17 protein-coding genes are annotated in these 18,590 nt (G+C 70.7%); 7 read left to right on the top strand and 10 right to left on the bottom strand.

Features of this window, described 5'->3' with window-relative positions; translation table 11 throughout:
• Window positions 1-41 precede the first annotated feature (41 nt).
• Window positions 42-1,082: an alcohol dehydrogenase catalytic domain-containing protein gene (locus tag ACFZBT_RS07190; RefSeq protein WP_391099412.1), complete on the bottom strand. Its 1,041-nt coding sequence runs from the start codon at window positions 1,080-1,082 to the stop codon at window positions 42-44.
• 193 nt (window positions 1,083-1,275) lie between these two features.
• On the opposite strand from ACFZBT_RS07190, the gene ACFZBT_RS07185 reads away from it, so the two are divergent.
• Entirely contained in the window at window positions 1,276-2,202 is a 927-nt protein-coding gene (locus tag ACFZBT_RS07185; RefSeq protein WP_391099409.1) for a helix-turn-helix domain-containing protein, read from the top strand.
• A gap of 59 nt (window positions 2,203-2,261) precedes the next feature.
• Here the strand turns inward: ACFZBT_RS07185 and ACFZBT_RS07180 are convergent, their stop codons facing one another.
• The 3 genes from ACFZBT_RS07180 to ACFZBT_RS07170 form a co-directional block, all read right to left on the bottom strand.
• The gene (locus tag ACFZBT_RS07180) at window positions 2,262-5,573 is read right to left on the bottom strand and encodes a S8 family serine peptidase (protein ID WP_391099882.1); all 3,312 of its coding nucleotides are present in this window, start codon (window positions 5,571-5,573) and stop codon (window positions 2,262-2,264) included.
• A 312-nt stretch (window positions 5,574-5,885) separates the two neighbouring features.
• The gene (locus tag ACFZBT_RS07175; protein WP_391099407.1) at window positions 5,886-7,151 is read right to left on the bottom strand and encodes an Ig-like domain-containing protein; all 1,266 of its coding nucleotides are present in this window, start codon (window positions 7,149-7,151) and stop codon (window positions 5,886-5,888) included.
• A 251-nt stretch (window positions 7,152-7,402) separates the two neighbouring features.
• Window positions 7,403-7,732: a hypothetical protein gene (locus ACFZBT_RS07170; RefSeq protein WP_391099405.1), complete on the bottom strand. Its 330-nt coding sequence runs from the start codon at window positions 7,730-7,732 to the stop codon at window positions 7,403-7,405.
• Window positions 7,733-7,841: 109 nt separating this feature from the next.
• On the opposite strand from ACFZBT_RS07170, the gene ACFZBT_RS07165 reads away from it, so the two are divergent.
• The gene (locus tag ACFZBT_RS07165) at window positions 7,842-8,156 is read left to right on the top strand and encodes a hypothetical protein (RefSeq protein ID WP_189722908.1); all 315 of its coding nucleotides are present in this window, start codon (window positions 7,842-7,844) and stop codon (window positions 8,154-8,156) included.
• A gap of 55 nt (window positions 8,157-8,211) precedes the next feature.
• Here ACFZBT_RS07165 and hutH read toward each other — a convergent pair whose 3' ends face one another.
• The 3 genes from hutH to ACFZBT_RS07150 all read right to left on the bottom strand — a co-directional run bounded on the left by hutH (window position 8,212) and on the right by ACFZBT_RS07150 (window position 12,064).
• Window positions 8,212-9,750, bottom strand: coding sequence for a histidine ammonia-lyase (gene hutH / locus ACFZBT_RS07160; RefSeq protein ID WP_391099880.1), 1,539 nt, complete (start codon window positions 9,748-9,750; stop codon window positions 8,212-8,214).
• Window positions 9,751-9,840: 90 nt separating this feature from the next.
• Window positions 9,841-10,992, bottom strand: coding sequence for a diguanylate cyclase domain-containing protein (locus ACFZBT_RS07155; protein WP_391099403.1), 1,152 nt, complete (start codon window positions 10,990-10,992; stop codon window positions 9,841-9,843).
• Between the two features lie 271 nt (window positions 10,993-11,263).
• Window positions 11,264-12,064, bottom strand: a complete 801-nt coding sequence (locus tag ACFZBT_RS07150) for an enoyl-CoA hydratase-related protein (RefSeq protein WP_391099401.1) — start codon at window positions 12,062-12,064, stop codon at window positions 11,264-11,266.
• A 218-nt stretch (window positions 12,065-12,282) separates the two neighbouring features.
• Here ACFZBT_RS07150 and ACFZBT_RS07145 point away from each other — a divergent pair, with 218 nt between their 5' ends.
• Window positions 12,283-12,912 (top strand): hypothetical protein, encoded by a 630-nt coding sequence (locus ACFZBT_RS07145; protein ID WP_391099398.1) that lies wholly within the window; start codon window positions 12,283-12,285, stop codon window positions 12,910-12,912.
• A gap of 8 nt (window positions 12,913-12,920) precedes the next feature.
• Here the strand turns inward: ACFZBT_RS07145 and ACFZBT_RS07140 are convergent, their stop codons facing one another.
• A complete protein-coding gene (locus tag ACFZBT_RS07140; protein WP_391099396.1) occupies window positions 12,921-14,024 on the bottom strand; it encodes an adenylate/guanylate cyclase domain-containing protein in 1,104 nt (367 codons plus the stop codon).
• 245 nt (window positions 14,025-14,269) lie between these two features.
• Window positions 14,270-15,145 carry a biotin--[acetyl-CoA-carboxylase] ligase gene (locus ACFZBT_RS07135; RefSeq protein WP_391099394.1) on the bottom strand — a complete coding sequence of 292 codons (876 nt, stop codon included), beginning with the start codon at window positions 15,143-15,145 and terminating at the stop codon, window positions 14,270-14,272.
• 110 nt (window positions 15,146-15,255) lie between these two features.
• On the opposite strand from ACFZBT_RS07135, the gene ACFZBT_RS07130 reads away from it, so the two are divergent.
• From ACFZBT_RS07130 to ACFZBT_RS07115, 4 genes are all read left to right on the top strand, one after another.
• Window positions 15,256-16,860: a carboxyl transferase domain-containing protein gene (locus tag ACFZBT_RS07130; protein ID WP_391099392.1), complete on the top strand. Its 1,605-nt coding sequence runs from the start codon at window positions 15,256-15,258 to the stop codon at window positions 16,858-16,860.
• A 25-nt stretch (window positions 16,861-16,885) separates the two neighbouring features.
• On the top strand, window positions 16,886-17,095 hold the full coding sequence (locus tag ACFZBT_RS07125; RefSeq protein ID WP_391099390.1) for an acyl-CoA carboxylase epsilon subunit: 210 nt from the start codon (window positions 16,886-16,888) through the stop codon (window positions 17,093-17,095).
• A gap of 110 nt (window positions 17,096-17,205) precedes the next feature.
• Window positions 17,206-17,334 carry a morphogenic membrane protein MmpB gene (gene mmpB / locus ACFZBT_RS07120; RefSeq protein WP_255961279.1) on the top strand — a complete coding sequence of 43 codons (129 nt, stop codon included), beginning with the start codon at window positions 17,206-17,208 and terminating at the stop codon, window positions 17,332-17,334.
• A gap of 74 nt (window positions 17,335-17,408) precedes the next feature.
• Complete coding sequence (locus tag ACFZBT_RS07115; protein ID WP_391099386.1) at window positions 17,409-18,029, top strand: Maf family nucleotide pyrophosphatase; 621 nt, start codon at window positions 17,409-17,411, stop codon at window positions 18,027-18,029.
• On the opposite strand, the gene ACFZBT_RS07110 is transcribed toward ACFZBT_RS07115, so the two are convergent.
• Complete coding sequence (locus tag ACFZBT_RS07110) at window positions 17,998-18,429, bottom strand: hypothetical protein (protein ID WP_391099383.1); 432 nt, start codon at window positions 18,427-18,429, stop codon at window positions 17,998-18,000. The two genes, ACFZBT_RS07115 and ACFZBT_RS07110, sit on opposite strands and share 32 nt — an antisense overlap.
• Window positions 18,430-18,590 lie beyond the last annotated feature (161 nt).

The raw sequence follows: 18,590 nt of genomic DNA, 5'->3' as shown, positions 1-18,590 counted from the left end.
CCGGCACACAGCCGAGGCCCTCACTCTCAGACCGCCAGGTCTCAGATCGTCGCCGTGTCGATCACGAACCGGTACCGCACATCGCTGCCCTGCACCCGCTCGTACGCCTCGTTGATCTGGTCACCGCGGATCAGCTCGATCTCGGCACCGAGGCCGTGCTCGGCGCAGAAGTCCAGCATCTCCTGCGTCTCCGGGATGCCGCCGATCATGGAACCGGCGAGCGACTTGCCGCCGCCGATCACCGAGAACAGGTTGAGGGAGATCGGCTCCTCGGGCGCGCCGACGTTGGCGAGCGTGCCCTCCGGCTTCAGCAGCGCCAGGTAGGCGTTGAAGTCCAGCGGGGCCGACACCGTGGACACGATCAGGTCGAACGTGCCGGCCAGCTCCTCGAAGGTCTTCGGGTCGCTGGTGGCGTAGTAGTGGTCGGCGCCCAGCCGCAGGCCGTCCTCCTGCTTGCGCAGGGACTGCGACAGCACGGTCACCTCGGCACCGAGCGCGTGCGCGATCTTCACGCCCATGTGGCCGAGGCCGCCCAGGCCGACGATCGCGACCTTCTTGCCGGGGCCGGCACCGAAACGCTTGAGCGGGGAGTAGAGGGTGATCCCGGCGCACAGCAGCGGCGCGGCGACGTCGAGGGAGAGGCCGTCGGGGATGCGGACGACGAAGTTCTCGTCGACGACGACCTTCTGCGAGTAGCCGCCGTAGGTGGGCTCGCCGTCGCGGCCGACGGCGTTGTACGTCTGGATGTTGCCTTCGACGCAGTACTGCTCGTGGCCGGCCTTGCAGTTCTCGCACTCGCGGCAGGAGTCGACCATGCAGCCGACGCCCACGCGGTCGCCGACGGCGAACTTCGTCACGCCCGGGCCGACCTCGGTGACGACACCGGCGATCTCATGGCCGGGGACCATCGGGAAGATCGCCTCACCCCAGCCCTCCTGGGCCTGGTGGATGTCGGAGTGACAGATGCCGGCGAACTTGATGTCGATCAGTACATCGAACTCGCGGACCTCGCGGCGCTCGATGGTGGTGCGCTCCAGCGGAGCCTTGGGGGCGGGTGCGGCGTACGCGGCGACAGTGGTCATGCCGGGGTTCTCCTAGCGGGGGTTCCGTGCCCGGCTGCCTTCTGGATCCTCTGACCGTGATCTCTGACCGGGCACGATCACCAGCGTGCCGAAAACACGAGCGTCTACCCAGACCACCGTTTTGCGTACGCACAGGGTGCGTACCACTGGCGGGGTCAGGCTCGTGTGCGTACGACCATGAATACTGGAGCGCATGGACGAACAGCCCGAACCCGCACAGGAGCCCGCAGCGCAGTCCGGCGGGGGCCTGGACCGGCGTGCCGAGCTGAGTGAGTTCCTGCGCACCCGGCGTGCCCGGCTGAAGCCGGAGGACGTGGGGTTGCCCGACTTCGGGCGGCGGCGCGTGCCCGGGCTGCGCCGCGAGGAGCTGGCACAGCTGGCCGGGGTCTCCGTGGCGTACTACACACGGCTGGAGCAGGGCAACGGCCGCAACGTCTCGGCGGAGGTGCTGGACGCGATCGCGCGCGCCCTGCGGCTGAACGACGCCGAGCACGCCCACCTGACGCACCTGGCGAAGCCGAAGCAGCACAAGAAGAAACCCGTGGCGCGCACCCAGCAGGTGCGCCCGGCGCTGCGGCATCTGCTGGACTCGATCGACACCGTCCCGGCGTACATCGTGGGGCGCCGCTCGGACGTCCTGGCGTGGAACCGGATGGCCGCGGCCCTCTTCGGCGACTGGGCGGAGCTGCCGGCGCCGGAGCGGAACTGGGCGCGGCTGGTGTTCCTGCGGCCCGAGTACCGCGATCTGTTCGTCGAGTGGGACCAGAAGGCGCAGGACATGGTCGGCTACCTCCGCATGGACGCGGGCTGCCACCCCGACGACCCGAGGCTGTCCGCCCTGGTGGGCGAGCTCTCCGTGAAGAGCGAGGAGTTCCGCCGCCTCTGGGCCGCCCACGACGTCAAGGAGAAGGGCTACGGCGTCAAGCGCCTGCGCCACCCCCTGGTCGGCGACCTCACCCTCTCATTCGAGACGTTCCGCCTCGTCGACGACACCGAACAGTCCCTGATCACGTACCACGCGGAACCGGACACCCCGTCGGCCCAGGCCCTGCGCCTGCTGGCGAGCTGGGGCGCGGACGCGACGCGGGCGGGGGCCGGGAGCACGGCCCCGCCGGCCTGACGTACACGAACGGCCCGCCGGAAACCGAGGCTTCCGGCGGGCCGTTCGCTAACGGGTACTCACTTGCCGTAGTACGCGTTGTAGATCGAGATCGTCGACTTGTTGCCCTTCTTGTCGGCGATCTTGGCGTGGAAGGAGATGGCCTTCCCCTTCTCCGGGTTCTTGACGCTGACCTTGCCGTCCTTGACCGTGAGCTTCTTCCAGGTCTTGCCGTAGTCGTACGACGCGTAGACCGACAGCGACTTCAGGTTGCTGCCCTTGGCCGCGCCCTCGACGGTGACCGGGATCTTGACGGTCTTACCGGCCGGGACCTTGCTGTCGAGGCCCGTGACCGCGTTGAAGCGGGCCGTGGACGCGGGCAGCTGCTTGATGCCGGTGGTCTTCTTCGAGCGGAACGTCCAGCTGGCGTCGATGCGGGTGGAGGCCGCCGCGACCTTGACGCTGCGCTTGACCGACGTCGTCAGCTTGTACTCGGCGTCGCCGGCCGGGACCTTGAACGCCTCACCGCCGAACAGCGGGTCGTCGTTGCTGCCGACCTTGGTGCCGTTGCGGTAGAGGGTCGTGTTCACCGAGGTGAACACCGAGGAGCCCGGGTTGCCCTTGCTGTCGGCGAACAGCGGCAGGGAGCCGTTGATCTGGTCGCCATCGCGGAACAGGCCGAAGTCGGCGTTGAGGCGCGGCCCGAAGACGGCGGTGTTGAAGGTCTTCGAGTAGCTCTTGCCGCCGGTGAACTTCTGGCCCTCCTGCGAGTAGCCGGCCTCCCAGACCGGGAAGCCGTCGGCGTCGACACCGCCGCTCTGGGAGAACTCGAAGTCCCACTTCACGCCGCCCAGGGTGGACAGGTGCAGCGTGCGCGTGCTCGGCAGGGTCTGCTGGAAGCCGATCGAGGAGGCGCCGCTGCTCCACGGCAGCCAGCCCACGGCGTTGATGGAGCCCTTCTTGCCGCTCGCCGCGGCACCGAGGCCCGCCTTCACCGTGGCGAGCTCGCTCGCCTTGTAGTGCTTGGTGTAGCCGGTGGCGAGCTGCTTGACCGGACCGCCGCCCGTGACGCTGTACTGCTCCTTGTCACCCTTGCTCCAGTGACCGTCCCACTGCTGGGTCACCGAACCGTCGGTGATCTGCGGGCCGATGTGCGCGGTGCGGAAGCCGGCGTACGAGTCCAGCCACCAGCCGAAGCCGTAGCTGGAGTCCCCCGCCTCCACCATGTAGTCGGCCGAGGCGAACTCCGACTTGGCGGCGGCGTCCGGCACGGTGATGTTCACGGGCTTGGCCTTGCGGGCGTCCAGCGTGATCGTCGTGTTCTTGGCGAGGTTCAGCTTGGGCTGGGCCAGCCAGTCGGCGCCCTCGAACTTCTCCGGGTCGTCGCCCGCGTAGAGGTTCGCGTTGAGGACGTAGGTGCCCTTGGGGACACGGGCGGTGACGGTGCCGTCCTCGTCGTACGGCGCGGCCCCCTTGCCCTTGCCCAGGCCGGCTATGCCGGTCAGGTCGGCGTTGTAGTTCTTCGCCGCCTTGCCGTCACGGTCGAGGAACTTCAGCGTGACGTCGTACGACTCGACCTCGCGCTGCACGGCCGCGGCCGTGCGGACACTCTGGCCGCCGCCCGTCGCCGTCACGTACGCCGAGTACGCGCCGTCGACCGTGCCGCCCAGCTTGGTGTTCACCGTGAACGGGACGGAGGCCTTGCCGCCGGCCGGGACGGTCACCGAGGTGGCGCCGAGCTTGAAGAAGCCGGCCGGGGCGGCCTGGCCCTTGGGGTTGGTGGCGGTGGACGTCAGCTTCAGTGTGACGTCCTTCGTACCGAGGTTGCGGTACGTCAGCTCCTTGGTGACCGGCTTGTCGTCGGTGTGCGGCCACTGCTGGACGCCGAAGCTCACCGAGCCCGGCTGGCCTATCACGGACTGCGTGATGGCCTTGTCGACCTGGATGCGGCCCGAACCCTGCTCGTACGGGGTGTACTTGCCGCCCTTGGTGGAGCCGGTGAGGGCGCCCTTCAGCTCGGCGTACTTCCACGTCGGGTGCTGCTGCTTCAGGATCGCCGCCGCGCCCGCGACATGCGGGGTCGCCATCGACGTACCGGAGATGGACATGTAGCCGGCCGGGTTCTCGCCGACCTCCTGGGCTATCTGGTTGCCCGGGGCGGAGGCCGCGGTGATGTCCACGCCGGGCGCGGTCACGTCGGGCTTGAGGGCGCCGTCCATGCCGGGACCGCGGCTGGAGAAGTCGGCCAGCACGTCCTTGTCGTCGACCGCGCCGACGGTCAGGGCCGCGGCGGCGCTGCCCGGGGAGCCGATGGTCTGTGCGCCATCGCCCTCGTTGCCTGCGGCGATGGCGAACAGGATGCCCTTCTCCTCGGACAGCTTGTTCACCGCCGCTTCCAGCGGGTCGATCGCGGGCGTGTCGCCGCCGCCCAGGCTCATGTTGACGACGTCGGCGCCCTCGGCGGCGGCCCACTCGATGCCCGCGAGGACCTCGGAGTCGCTGCCGAATCCGCCGTCGTCGAGCACCTTGCCGTTGAGGATCTTCGCGCCGGGCGCGACGCCCTTGTACTTGCCGCCGGACTTCGCGCCGGTGCCCGCCGCGATGGAGGCGACATGCGTGCCGTGGCCGACCTTGTCGGTGGTGTCGGGCGAGGTGGTGAAGTTCTTGGCGCCGATCACCTGCCCCTTGAGGTCGGCGTGGGTGGCGTCGACACCGGTGTCCAGGACGGCGATCTTCACGCCCTTGCCGTCATAGCCGGCCGACCACGCCTTGGGGGTGCCGATCTGCGCGACGGACTTGTCGAGGCTGGCCTTCCGGACGCCGTCCAGCCAGACGTGCGCGATGCCGGAGGCCGTCCGGTCGCCGTTGGTGACCGCGTCCCACAGGTCGGGCGTGTCCTCCTTGGGCGTCTGCACCGCGTCCGCGTTCACGGACTTCAGCGAGTGGCTCAGCGTGCCCGCGTCGCGGACGTCGGCCTTGGCGGCGGCAGCGCTGCCCTGGTAGCCGACGATGACCTTCAGGCCCTTCTTCTGGGCCTTGCGAGTCGTCGACTTGTTGAGCTCGGTTACGTCGAAGAGCCGCTGGTCGAGCTTGCCGGTGGCGACCAGGCGGGCCGCGTCGGCGGGGATCACGAGGGTGTGGCCGTCGAGCTTGCGGACCTGGACGGGAATGCCCTCACGTCCCTTGGCCCGCTCCAGGCCGACCACGCGCCCCTTGGCGTCCAGGACGACCCGGTCGCCGGTGATCAGCGTGACGCGGTGCTTGGCGGTGAGCGAGGTGGACTTGGAGGCCGCGGCCGCCTGCTCGCCGTTCGCCGACGCCGGGCTGGTCATACCCGCCGCCAGGGCCACGGCCGCCGCTGTGGCGACCGTGGCCGCGCACGCCCTTTTCACTTGTCTGCGCAAGATTCCCCCTTGCAGAAGAACCAGGTGAATTCCCCGTTCACCCGGCCGGGGGTGGTCTCGTACGCATGGACGTACACCCCCCGGAATACGCAGTATGCCGACGGGTGATCAGGTGCTCAATAGATGAGAAGCAGGTAAGAGATCCGTCGGCCGACTGTTACACGGCTGCCGGAACTCCGTTACAGAGCCGCATGGTTACGCCTCCGTGGCGCGAACGCCTCAGACATACGGAAGCCGCCGCCCACCCCCTCTTCGCGGGAGGGGTGGGCGGCGGCTCGGGTCCGCAGGGCTACCGAACCGTCAGACCGCCGAACCGGCCTTCCAGTCGGCCCAGCTCATGTTCCAGCCGTTGAGGCCGTTGTCCGGCGCGACCGTCTTGTCGCCGGTGTTCTGGACGACGACCACGTCACCGAGGATCGAGTTGTTGTAGAACCACGCGCCCGGCGTCTTCGGGTCGCCGGCGCCCTTCACGTCCTGGAGGCCGACGCAGCCGTGGCTGGTGTTCGCGCTACCGAAGATGGACTTCGCGCCCCAGTAGTTGCCGTGGAGGAAGGTGCCGCTGGCGGAGAGGCGGATGGCGTGCGGCACGTCCTTGATGTCGTACTCGCCCTTGCCGTCGTCGTCCGTGAAGCCCACGGTCGCGCCGTTCATGCGCGTTTCCTTGAACTTCTCGGACATCACCATGATGCCCTCGTAGGTCTTGTTCTCGGGCGAACCGGCGGAGATCGGGATGGTCCGCACGGTCTTGCCGTCCTGCGTGATCTTCATCTGCTTGGTCTTCGCGTCGACGTACGAGACCTGGTTGCGGCCGATCTTGAAGGTGACCGTCTTCTGCTGGACCCCGTAGACACCCTCGGCGCCCTCGACGCCGTCGAGCGCGAGCTTCAGCGTGACGGTGGAGCCTTCCTTCCAGTACTCGTCGGGGCGGCAGTCCATGCGGTTGGCGTTGAACCAGTGGCAGGCGACCTCCTGGCCGCCGGTCGTGCTGACCTTGATGCCCTTCTGGACGGCGGCCTTGTTGGTGATCGCCTTGTCGAAGTTGATCGAGACCGGCATGCCGACGCCCACGGTGGTGCCGTCGTCCGGCGTGAAGTTGCCGATGAAGCTGTTGGCCGGGGAGACCGTGGTGAAGGAGGCGTTCTCGTGGGCGACCCGGCCGTCGGAGTCCTTCGCCTCGGCGGCGAGCTTGTAGTTCGTGGAGCGCTCCAGCTGGGTGCTCGGCTTCCAGCTCTTCTTGTCGGCGGATATCTCGCCGCCGACCTCCTTGCCGTCGGACGTCGTCATCGTGACGTCCGTGAGCGTGCCCTTGCTCACGGTGACGGCGGCGGAGTTGTTGATGGAGGCGTTGTCGGAGCCGTCCTCGGGCGTGATCTTGATCTGGGCCGCGGAGGTCTTCTTGGCCGCGGCCTCGTCGACCTTCGACTGGGAGCTGTCGCCGCCGTCACTCCCGGAGGCGTTGTCGTCGCCGCCGGTACAGGCCGAGAGCGCCAGCACTCCACCGAGCAGTGCGGACGCGACCGCCAGGCCCCTGCGCCGCTTACTGACCGTTATCACACGCTTCTCCATCGTTGCCGATTTCCCCAAGACCCCGAGTGTGTCCCCGTCAAAGACCAAGTGCCCCCGCGCGAACTCGTGAGTCCTCGTCGAGACCTTTCAACGCTACGACCGGTTCGTCCGGTTCCCCATGGCGCACAAGTGTGGGGATCACCACGTCAACCGCGTCCACCCCATGCGCCAGGTGCGTCACGTCCGCCGCTTGAGACGAGAAGATCCCGGGCGGCGGTTGCCGCCCGGGACAACTGTTTTCCCGAGCAGCCTCAGCCGAGGTTGTCGTCTTCATCATCCTCGTCGTAGGCCCAGTCCGGCGAATCGGGGTCGTACTCGATCCGCTCGCTGCTCCAGGAGGCCTGCTGGAGTTCGACCCCCGGGACCTGGCTGACCAGGTCGAACGGGTCCACCAGGTAGGCGAGGGCCTCAGCGGTGTCTTCTGTCACAGCGCTCTCGGCGTGTACCCGTTCCGACGCCGGCAACTCGGCGTCGTCGGCGATCCGGCGCAGCGCGGACTTGGTGACGGCGTCCGCGTCGTCGACCTCCAGAACGAGTTCCACCCGAACCCGCACAAAACGTGATGTCTCAGGAGTGCTCATGGCGGGAGCGTACGTCCAGGCCCTCCCGTGACTTTCCCGTGACCCGCGCCTTTTACTAACATCACCCCACACGGCCAATTCGCCAGTGCCACAAGGGGATCGATATTCCGTGTCATCCGCTCGCCGCCCGTTGCTGACCACCACCGCCGCAGCGACCCTGCTGGGCGCCCTGTGGTTCGTCCCGTCCGCCAACGCGACGTCGGACTCCCCGGTGAGAGACGCGGTCTCGGCAAGCCCGTCGCCGCAGGTCACAGAGCAGGCGCGGATCGCGGCGACCACCGCGGGCGACTCCGTCACCGACACCCGGCTCGCCGACACGGGCAGCTTCGACAGCACGCCCTACGTGGCCGGCGGCACGATGTTCCTCATGCTGGGCGCGGGCTTCGTCGCCTATTCGGTCCGCCGGGAACGCCTCGGCCTCTGAGCGCACTTGGCGCGGGGCCCCGCCGGACAGCAGGACCCCGGCCGCGTTCGCCGTACTACCGGAGCGGCCCGGTGACCGCCTCCACCGCGGCGAGCATCCGCCCGTCGCGCACGAACGCGTCCGCCGCGGCCAGGTCGGGCGCCAGGAACCGGTCCGGCCCGGGACCCTGAACTCCCGCTTCCCGTACGGCCTCGATGACCGCCCGCGTCGCGGGCGCCGGCGTCAGCCCCTCGCGCAGTTCGACGGCGCGCGTGGCGGCGTACAGCTCGACGGCGAGGACCCGGGTGAGGTTGTCGACGGCCGTGCGCAGCTTGCGCGCCGCCGACCAGCCCATCGAGACATGGTCCTCCTGCATCGCGGAGGACGGGATCGAGTCGGCGGACGCCGGTACGGCGAGCCGCTTCAGCTCGCTCACCAGCGCGGCCTGCGTGTACTGAGCGATCATCAGGCCCGAGTCCACACCGGCGTCGTCGGCGAGGAACGGCGGCAGGCCGTGGCTGCGGTTCTTGTCGAGCAGCCGGTCGGTACGCCGCTCGGCGATGGAGCCGAGGTCGGCGGCGGCGATGGCGAGGAAGTCCAGGACGTAGGCGACCGGCGCGCCGTGGAAGTTGCCGTTGGACTCCACCCTGCCGTCGGACAGCACGACCGGGTTGTCCACCGCCGAGGCCAGCTCGCGCTCGGCGACCAGCCGGGCGTGGGCCATGGTGTCCCGCCCGGCCCCGGCGACCTGCGGGGCGCAGCGCACCGAGTAGGCGTCCTGGACCCGCGGGGCGTCGTCCTGGTGATGCCCGGTCAGGCCCGAACCCTTCAGCACGGCCAGCATGTTGGCGGCGCTGGCGGCCTGCCCCGGGTGCGGCCGGATGGCGTGCAGTTCGGGCGCGAGGACCCGGTCGGTGCCGAGCAGGGCCTCCAGCGACAGGGCGGCAGTGATGTCGGCGGACCGGTAGAGCGTGTCCAGGTCGGCCAGGGCCATGACCAGCATGCCGAGCATGCCGTCGGTGCCGTTGAGGAGGGCCAGGCCCTCCTTCTCGCGCAGTTCGACGGGCTGGATGCCGTGTGCGGCGAGGAGTTCGGCGGCCGGGCGTACGGCACCGTCGGGGCCCTCGGCGTCGCCCTCGCCCATCAGCGCGAGGGCGCAGTGGGACAGCGGTGCGAGGTCGCCGGAGCAGCCGAGGGAGCCGTACTCGTGCACGACCGGGGTGATACCGGCGTTGAGGAGGTCGGCCATGGTCTGCGCGACCTCGGGCCGTACGCCGGTGCGCCCGGAGCAGACGGTCTTCAGTCGCAGGAACATCAGGGCGCGTACGACCTCCCGCTCGACCTTCGGCCCCATCCCGGCGGCGTGCGAGCGGACGATGTTGCGCTGGAGCTGTGCGCGCAGCTCCGGGCTGATGTGCCGGGTCGCCAGGGCCCCGAAGCCGGTGCTCACGCCGTACACGGGGTCCGGCTTGGCCGCCAGCGCCTCCACGATCTCGCGGGCCGCGGCGAGGGCGGCCACCGCCTCCTCGGAGAGCTCGACGCGGGCGCCTCCGCGCGCCACGGCGAGCACGTCGTCCGCGGTCACGCCCGACGTCCCCACCACCACACTGTGCATATCCATATTCAGGAGCGTACGCAGTGAATTCGATGATGTCACCACTGGGGGCGGGGTTCACCCCTTACCGATACGTCACACGGCCACTCCCTACGGCGCGTGCCGCCCCCGGAAACGCCGGCGCTCCCCGTCGCCCCCCGTGGGCGGCTCGTCCGCCAGCCGCATGACGGGATCATCCGGCCCCGCCCGGCCCGCGACCACCGGCCGGGCGGCCCGCTCGGCCTTGGCCCGGTACTGGGCCGCGTCCGCGAGCCGGAACAGCCGCCGCGCGGAGCGCACGGGCCCGATCGGGTCCTCGGTGGAGGCGACCCCGCAGGCCACGCCCTCCCCGAGCTCCAACTCGGACGCCCGGCGGCACAGTTCGCCGGCCGCCTTCACGACCTGGTCGGCGGGCGGCCCGACCGCGAGCAGACAGAACTCGTCCCCGCCGAGCCGTGCCGCGAGCGCCCCCGGCAGCATGGCCCCGCACAGCGACAGCACCGAGCCGAACCGCTCCAGGAGCCGGTCGCCCACGGCGTGCCCATGGGTGTCGTTGACCTGCTTGAGCCCGTTGAGATCGCAGACGACGAGGCTGACGACCGCGCCGTCCCTGCGGTGTCGCTCGATCGCCTGCTCCAGGCGTACGTCCACGGCACGACGGTTGGCGAGTCCCGTCAGCGCGTCGGTGAACGCGAGCCGCCGGGCCTCCTCCAGCCGCTCGGTCTGGGCGATGCCGGCGGCCACGACGGAGGCCAGGACGGTGGCGAAGTCGGCGTCGGCCCGCTCGAAGACGGCCTCCCCGACCGGCCGGGCGACGTACAGCTCGCCCCAGGCCCGGCCGTGCAGCACGATCGGGGCGACCACACAGCAGCTCCGGCCCCGGCGGCGCAGGGCGGCGACACGCTGATGGCAGTACCCGGGACGCCGCCCGGCGGCGGGCCCCTCGGCGGTCTCCACCCACGCGTCGGGCTCCCCGCCCCCCGCCCACCGCTCGTGCAGGAACTCGGTGATCTCAGCGAACTGGTGCACCGGATAGGCCTCGTCCTCCGGGAACTCCTCCTCCCCGTCGGCCAGCGCACCCACGTTCACGAGCACTTTCAGCCGCCCGAGCTCCCGCTCCCACACCGACAGCGCGGCGAAACTCCCGCCCAGCGCCCGGCACGCCCCGGCGGCCGCCGCACGCCACGCCTCACGCGGCCCGTGCGCGGCCGCCATCCCCTGAGCCAACGCGACGACGGCCACCAGCCGTCTGTCCTCACCCATCACTCCAGGCTAGGGACTTTTCAGCCAATCCGTTCAATCGACGACGCGAACGGGGAGGCCCTGGCTGCGGACACGTGCCGCCCAGCTGCGGGCATGCGTGCCTCCCCCAGTGCCTTAAGGGCCTGGGAGGTGCCCCCAGGGCGGCACGGGTGGGCGGTGGGGGTCCCCCCGCTCGAGCGAAGCCGAGAGTGGGGGGAGGCACCTCGCCGCGCCGAGCTGCGCACCCACCCGCCCCCAGCAGCAACGCCGAGTACCGGCCACAAACCCCAGCTCACTCCCCCGGCCACTCCGGCTTCCGCTTCTCGTTGAACGCGGCAACCCCCTCCGCCCGATCCCCGGAGAACGCCACCGCCCGCCAAGCCGCATCCTCCACCTCAAGCCCGGCCCGCAGATCCAACCCCTGCCCCACCCGCAACGCCCGCTTCGCCGCCCGCAACCCCACCGGCGAATTCCCCGCGATCCGAGCGGCCAGCTCCAACGCCACGTCCCGGTCCCGCCCCGCCTCCACCACCTGATCGACCAACCCCAACTCGCCCGCCTCCACGGCCTCCACCCGCCGCGCCGAGAAGATCAGCTCAGCCGCCCGAGCCGCCCCCACCCGACGCGGCAGCAGCTGCGTGCCCCCACCCCCGGGAATCACCCCCACCGACACCTCCGGCAGCCCCACCACCGCCGTACGGTCCGCCACGATCACGTCACACGCGAGCGCCAGCTCGAACCCGCCCCCCAGCGCGAACCCGTGCACCGCCGCCACCGTCGGCACCGGCACCTCCAGCACCCCGGTGTAGGCCGCACGAGCCACGGGCCGCTGCCGCACCAGATCCGCGTCGCTGAACGAGTTCCGCTCCTTCAGATCGGCCCCCACGCAGAACGCCCGCTCATGCGTCGAGGTCAGCACGACCACCCGGACGTCCCGGTCCTCCCCCAGCGCCGCGCACGCCCCGGCGATGGACCGCGCCATCTCGGTCGACACGGCGTTCATGGCCCCCGGCCGGTCCAGGACGAGCTCCGCGACATGGCCCCGCTCATGCCGCCGCACCAGCACGAACTCCCCGAACCGTTCCTCGTTCATGACACCCTCCGGTTAACGCGGGTTAACAACCTCACCGCCCCGATCATCGCAGCCGCACCGCACGCACGAAAGGGCGGACGCGACCGGTTCCCGCGCGATCACCCGCCCACCCGTTCGAGTGACATCACCCCAATTCCGGCCCGACCGCCCAAGGGAGCGCATAGCGTGCGTCCGCCAACGGCGCACAGGGGGCGCGTGCGCAGCGGGGAGGAACCGTGATGAGGACGAACACGCCGACGAGGCCACGACAGGACATCGGGACGACGGAAACCGGCCTCTTCGCCCCCCGCGTCCGAGGCAGGCACCGCAAGCCCCGCTCCCCCAAGGCCCTGCTCGCCGCCGGCGGTCTCGCCCTGGCCGCCGGCGCCCTGAGCCTCGTACGCCTGGCCTCAGGCCCGAGCCCCGACGGCGTCGGCACGGTCGAGGCCGGACCCCGCCCGGACCCGGTCACCACCGGCACGGACCCGGACCAGGCCGCCGACACCGCCGCGACCTTCCCGGCCGCCACTCCCGAGGTCAGCCCCTCGTCACCGACGGTCCTGGGCGGCCTGACGCCGTCCCCGGCCACCAGGGGCGCCCGCCCGGCCCCGCCCGCCCCGACCGACACCCGAGGCACCACCACGACCACCGCTCACCGGCCCACGACCATCCCCGACACGCCGAACACCCCGGCACCGGCCACCCAGGACAACGCCCCACGCCCGGCCCCGGCCACGCCGGCTCCACCGAGCCGGACCACGCCCGCCCCGGCGCCCCAGCCCGAGGAGCCGGGGAAACCGGACGACGACCCCGGCCTGTGCGTCCCGGTCATCGGCGTGTGCGTGGACACGCCGGGCCGCTGGGGCTGACCGCCCTGTCAGCCCAGGTCCCGCCGCGTGAGCAGCCACGGCTCCACGACACCCAGCCCACGCACGGGCCGCTGCCACATCGGCTGCAACGCGAACCGGTAGGCCGGAGGCTCCTCGCCCTCCTTCTCCGCCGCGACGGCCTCCTCGGCCGCCTCCGCCTCGGAGGACGGGGCGTCCTGCGTGCGGATCAGCTCCTCGGCGAAGGCGGTGTCGACGAGGACGGCGTCCTTCGGAGCTATCGAGGTGAGCCGGGAGGCCAGGTTCACGGTCGTACCGAACACATCACCCATTCGGGTGGTCACGGTGCCGAACGCCATGCCGACGCGCAGCTCCGGCATCGTCTCGTCGTGCGCCATGGTCTCGATCAGCCGCAGAGCGATCTCGGCGGCGATGCCCGCGTCATCGGCGGCGTACAGCACCTCGTCGCCGAGGGTCTTGATCAGCCGTCCGCCGTTCGCGGCCACCAGGTCGGCGGCCGTGGTCTCGAATGCCTCGACGAGCTCGCCGAGCTCCTCCTCCTCCATGCGGCGGGTGAGCCGGGTGAAGCCGACCAGGTCCGCGAAGCCGACGGCGAGGCGCCGGTCGACCATCTCCTCGTCGTCGGCGGCCTGCACGACCCGCCCGGCCGAGGCGGCGAGCTGCCGCCGCCAGACATAGACGAGGAACTCCTCCAACTCGGGCAGGAGCAGCTCGACGATCGGGTACGTCACCTCGGTACGGGTCATGCCCGGCTCGGGCGGCTCGGTCAGCCCCTCCAGGAACGAATCGATCTGCCACTCGGCGAGCCGTGCGGTGGTCTGCCCGGTGGACCGGGCCACCTGTACGGCCATCGCCTCGCTCAGCAGCCCGGCCTCCACGAGACCGGCGAGACGCCGCAGGGCGAGGACGTCCGCCTCGGTGAGGGCCTTGGCCTGCCCGATGTCCGCGAAGCCCATCGCCCGCCAGAAGCGGGAGGCCAGCTCCATGGAGACACCGGCGCTACGGGCCGCCTGAAACGGGGTGTACCGGCGCTCGGCCCCCAGAATGAGCCCTTCGAGGCGCAGGGCGAGCGGGTCCTCGCCGGGGTCGGCGCCCTGCGCGTCCGTACCGGAATCCGGGTCTTCGACGGTCACGCGTGCTGCCCTTCCGATCTGTCACGGTCATGTATCGACCGGCCTCAACTCTACGGCAGGTGTGCGCCAGCTCACTCCGTCAGGCACCCAGCTGCGGGCATGCGTGCCTCCCCCAGTGCCTTAAGGGCCTGGGAGGTGCCCCCAGGGCGGCACGGGTGGGCGGTGGGGGTCCCCCCGCTCGAGCGAAGCCGAGAGTGGGGGGAGGCACCTCGTCGCGCCGAGCTGCGCACGCACCCGCCCTCAGCTCACGCCGGCCTCAGATGCACGATGTCCCCCGCCCCCACCGGCTCCTGCACCCCCTCCTCCGTAGCCAGTACCAACCGCCCGTCACCGTCCACAGCCACGGCCTCCCCCACGACGCGCCGATCCCCCGGCAACTCCGCCCGCACAGTCCGCCCCAGCGTCGCGCACGACGCCGCATACGCCTTCTGCAATCCGCTCACCCCGGGGTCACCCCCCGCCGCACGCCACTTCCCGTACCACTCCTCCAGCGCCCGCAGCACTCCCCGCAGCAGCGGATCCCGGTCCGTACTCACCGCCCCGGCCAGCCCCACCGACCCCGCCGTGGGCACCGGCAGCTCGTTCTCCTTCAGCGAGACATTGATGCCGACCCCGATCACGACCCCGTCGTCACCGGCCCGCTCGGCGAGGATGCCCCCGGCCTTGCGTTCCTCGCCCCGCACGGTGACCAGCACGTCGTTCGGCCACTTCAGGGCGGTGTCGACACCCGCGGCCCGCGACAGCCCCGTCGACACCGCCACACCCGTGAGCAGTGGCAGCCACCCCCACCGCCCCACCGGCACCTCACTCGGCGTGAGCAGCACGGAGAAGAACAGGCCCGACCGCGGCGGAGCCGTCCACTGCCGGTCCAGGCGCCCGCGCCCGGCCGTCTGCTCCTCGGCGACGAGCACCGCCCCCTCGGCGGCCTCACCCTTCGCCGCCCGGGCCACGAGGTCGGAGTTGGTGGAGCCGGTGCGCTGCACCAGGTCCACCTCGGACCACAGCCCTCCCTCCCGCACCAGCCCCCGGCGCAGGGCGGTGGCATTGAGGGGCGGACGGTCCAGATCCGACCAACGGCTGCCGTTCGGCTCTTGCGGCTCTGCTGCATCTCGCGGCGTCATGCAAGCCAGACTAGGTGTGGTAAACGCCGCACTGCCGACCCGAGGGCACCGCACTACTCTACGGATGAGTAACCGTCCCCCCTTTTGAGCAGGCAGGGAGCCGCATCCCGATGTCCGAGCCGGAAGAGCTGCAGCAGCCCGACATCCACACGACCGCGGGCAAGCTCGCGGATCTCCAGCGCCGTATCGAGGAAGCGACGCACGCCGGCTCCGCACGCGCCGTCGAGAAGCAGCACGCCAAGGGCAAGCTGACGGCCCGTGAGCGGATCGAACTCCTCCTGGACGAAGCCTCCTTCGTCGAGCTGGACGAGTTCGCCCGGCACCGGTCCACCAACTTCGGACTGGACAAGAACCGCCCGTACGGCGACGGAGTCGTCACCGGGTACGGCACCGTCGACGGCCGCCCCGTCGCCGTCTTCTCGCAGGACTTCACGGTCTTCGGCGGGGCGCTCGGCGAGGTCTACGGCCAGAAGATCGTCAAGGTCATGGACTTCGCCCTGAAGACCGGCTGCCCGGTCATCGGCATCAACGACTCCGGCGGGGCGAGGATCCAGGAGGGCGTCGCCTCACTCGGCGCGTACGGCGAGATCTTCCGCCGCAACACCCACGCCTCGGGTGTCATTCCGCAGATCAGCCTGGTGGTGGGCCCGTGCGCGGGTGGTGCCGTGTACTCCCCGGCCATCACCGACTTCACGGTCATGGTCGACCAGACCTCGCACATGTTCATCACCGGGCCCGACGTCATCAAGACGGTCACCGGCGAGGACGTCGGCTTCGAGGAGCTCGGCGGAGCCCGCACCCACAACGCGACCTCGGGCGTGGCCCACCACATGGCCGGGGACGAGAAGGACGCCATCGAGTACGTCAAGCAGCTGCTGTCGTACCTGCCGTCCAACAACCTCTCCGAGCCGCCGGTCTTCGCGGAGGAAGCCGACCTCGACATCACCGACGAGGACCGCGAGCTGGACGTCATCGTCCCGGACAGCGCGAACCAGCCGTACGACATGCACGCGGTGATCGAGCACGTCCTGGACGACGCCGAGTTCTTCGAGACGCAGCCGCTGTACGCGCCGAACATCGTCACCGGCTTCGGCCGGGTCGAGGGCCACCCCGTCGGCATCGTCGCCAACCAGCCGATGCAGTTCGCCGGCTGCCTCGACATCACCGCCTCCGAGAAGGCGGCCCGCTTCGTGCGCACCTGCGACGCCTTCAACGTCCCGGTCATCACCTTCGTCGACGTCCCCGGCTTCCTGCCCGGCGTCGACCAGGAGCACGACGGCATCATCCGCCGCGGCGCCAAGCTGATCTACGCCTACGCCGAGGCCACCGTCCCGCTCATCACGATCATCACGCGCAAGGCCTTCGGCGGCGCCTACGACGTCATGGGCTCCAAGCACCTGGGCGCCGACCTCAACCTCGCCTGGCCCACCGCCCAGATCGCCGTCATGGGCGCCCAGGGCGCGGTCAACATCCTGCACCGCCGCACCCTCGCGGAGGCGGAGGCGGGCGGTGAGGACCTGGAGGCGGTCCGGGCCCGGCTGATCCAGGAGTACGAGGACGCCCTGCTCAACCCCTACGTCGCGGCCGAGCGCGGCTACGTCGACGCGGTGATCATGCCGTCCGACACCCGCTGCCATGTCGTACGGGGTCTGCGTCAACTGCGCACGAAGCGGGAATCCCTGCCTCCGAAGAAGCACGGCAACATCCCCCTCTAGCCCGCAGCGAGCCCAGGAGGCCCACATGACGATCAAGGTCGTACGGGGCAACCCGACCCCGGAGGAGCTGGCCGCCGCACTGGCGGTGGTCAGGGCCCGCGCCGCGGCGGCGGCAGACACCCCGCCCGGCGCACCCGCCCCCCGCGACTCCTGGTCCGACCCGTCCCGCATCGCGTCCCACCGCCTGCCCCAGCCGGGCCCGGCGGCATGGGGCCGTACGTACTGGCCGAGCTAGAGCTCTCGCCCCCAGGGGCGGTGGGAACCGCGCACGGCGGAACAACGCGGGGCGCCGATTTGAGTACCCCTACTCAGGCGCCCCGCCCCGGCGGGCCGCACGCTGGACTCATGCTGTGGTCCGACCCCGAGAACGAACCGCCGAAAGAACTGCGCGACATGCAGGACATGCTTCGGCGGCTGGGCGTTCTCATGGCGTTGGCCATGTTCGTGGCCATGCTCGTGATCGGCGTGAGGTGAGCGGCGTGAGGTGAGCGGTGTGCGGTGAGCGGTGTGAGGTGAGCGGGCCTCACCCGATTGACTAACCTGACCGCATGACCGATCAGCGCCGCAGGCGACTCGTCCTCGCCTCCCAGTCCCCCGCCCGGCTCGGACTGCTCCGCCAGGCCGGACTCACCCCCGAGGTGATCGTGAGCGGCGTCGACGAGGACGCCGTCACCGCCCCCACCCCCGCCGAACTGGCGCTCGCCCTCGCCGAGGCGAAGGCCTCCGTCGTGGCGGCCCGGCCGGAGGTCAAGGGCGCGCTGGTGATCGGCTGCGACTCGGTGCTCGACCTGGACGGCCAGGCCCTCGGCAAGCCCGCGGACCCCGAGGAGGCCACCGCCCGCTGGAAGTCGATGCGCGGCCGCGCCGGCACCCTCCAGACCGGCCACTGCGTCTACGACACGCTCACCGGCCGCTACGTCTCCGCCACCGCGTCCACCGTCGTCCACTTCGGCGACCCGACCGACGAGGAGATCGCCTCCTACGTCGCCTCCGGCGAACCCCTCTTCGTCGCCGGTGCCTTCACCCTGGACGGCCGCTCGGCCCCGTTCATCAACGGCATCGACGGCGACCACGGCAACGTGATCGGCATCAGCCTGCCCCTGGTGCGGCGGCTCCTCGCCGACCTGGGCGTGGGCATCACGGAGTTGTGGGCGCCGGCGGAGCGGTGACCCGCTCGGCCGTGCGGTCGTACGTCATCAGCAGCAGGACGATCAGGCCCAGCACCAGCATCATGAACAGGAACGCGGGCCAGCCGACGAGCCCCCAGGTGAAGGCGCCCAGCAGCCCGTGCACCACCGCCGCGCTGATCAGCAGCACCCGCCCGAGGCCCGCCGGGGGGCGGTTGCGCAGCGCCACGAGCAGGGCGACCAGGCCGCACAGCGCGAAGTAGAGGCCGAAGGCGATCCCGCCGATCTTCGACGACACCGACATCACGTGCGGATCGAGACCGGCCAGGGACATGTCCTGCCGGTCGACGACGACCCCGAGGAACCAGTTCAGCGCGGCGATGCCGAACGCCTCGCCGAACAACACCAACGCCACGACCCACGCCACCGGCCTGCGCACCACCGGGCCCACCCTCTTACCCCTAGTACGTTCGAGACATCGCGAACGCTACTGACAGGTAAACCCCGGGACAAGGGTTCTGTGGCGGGCAAAGAATCATTGGGCCATTCGTAGGGACTCCACAAAGAAACGGAGTGGCCCGCAGCACGTGATGACAGAGACCT

The sequence above is a fragment of the Streptomyces sp. NPDC008137 genome, from assembly GCF_042957035.1.
Classification (GTDB): Bacteria; Actinomycetota; Actinomycetes; order Streptomycetales; family Streptomycetaceae; genus Streptomyces.
Note: the sequence above shows the minus strand (reverse complement) of the source record. Positions and strands in the feature narration are given on the sequence as shown.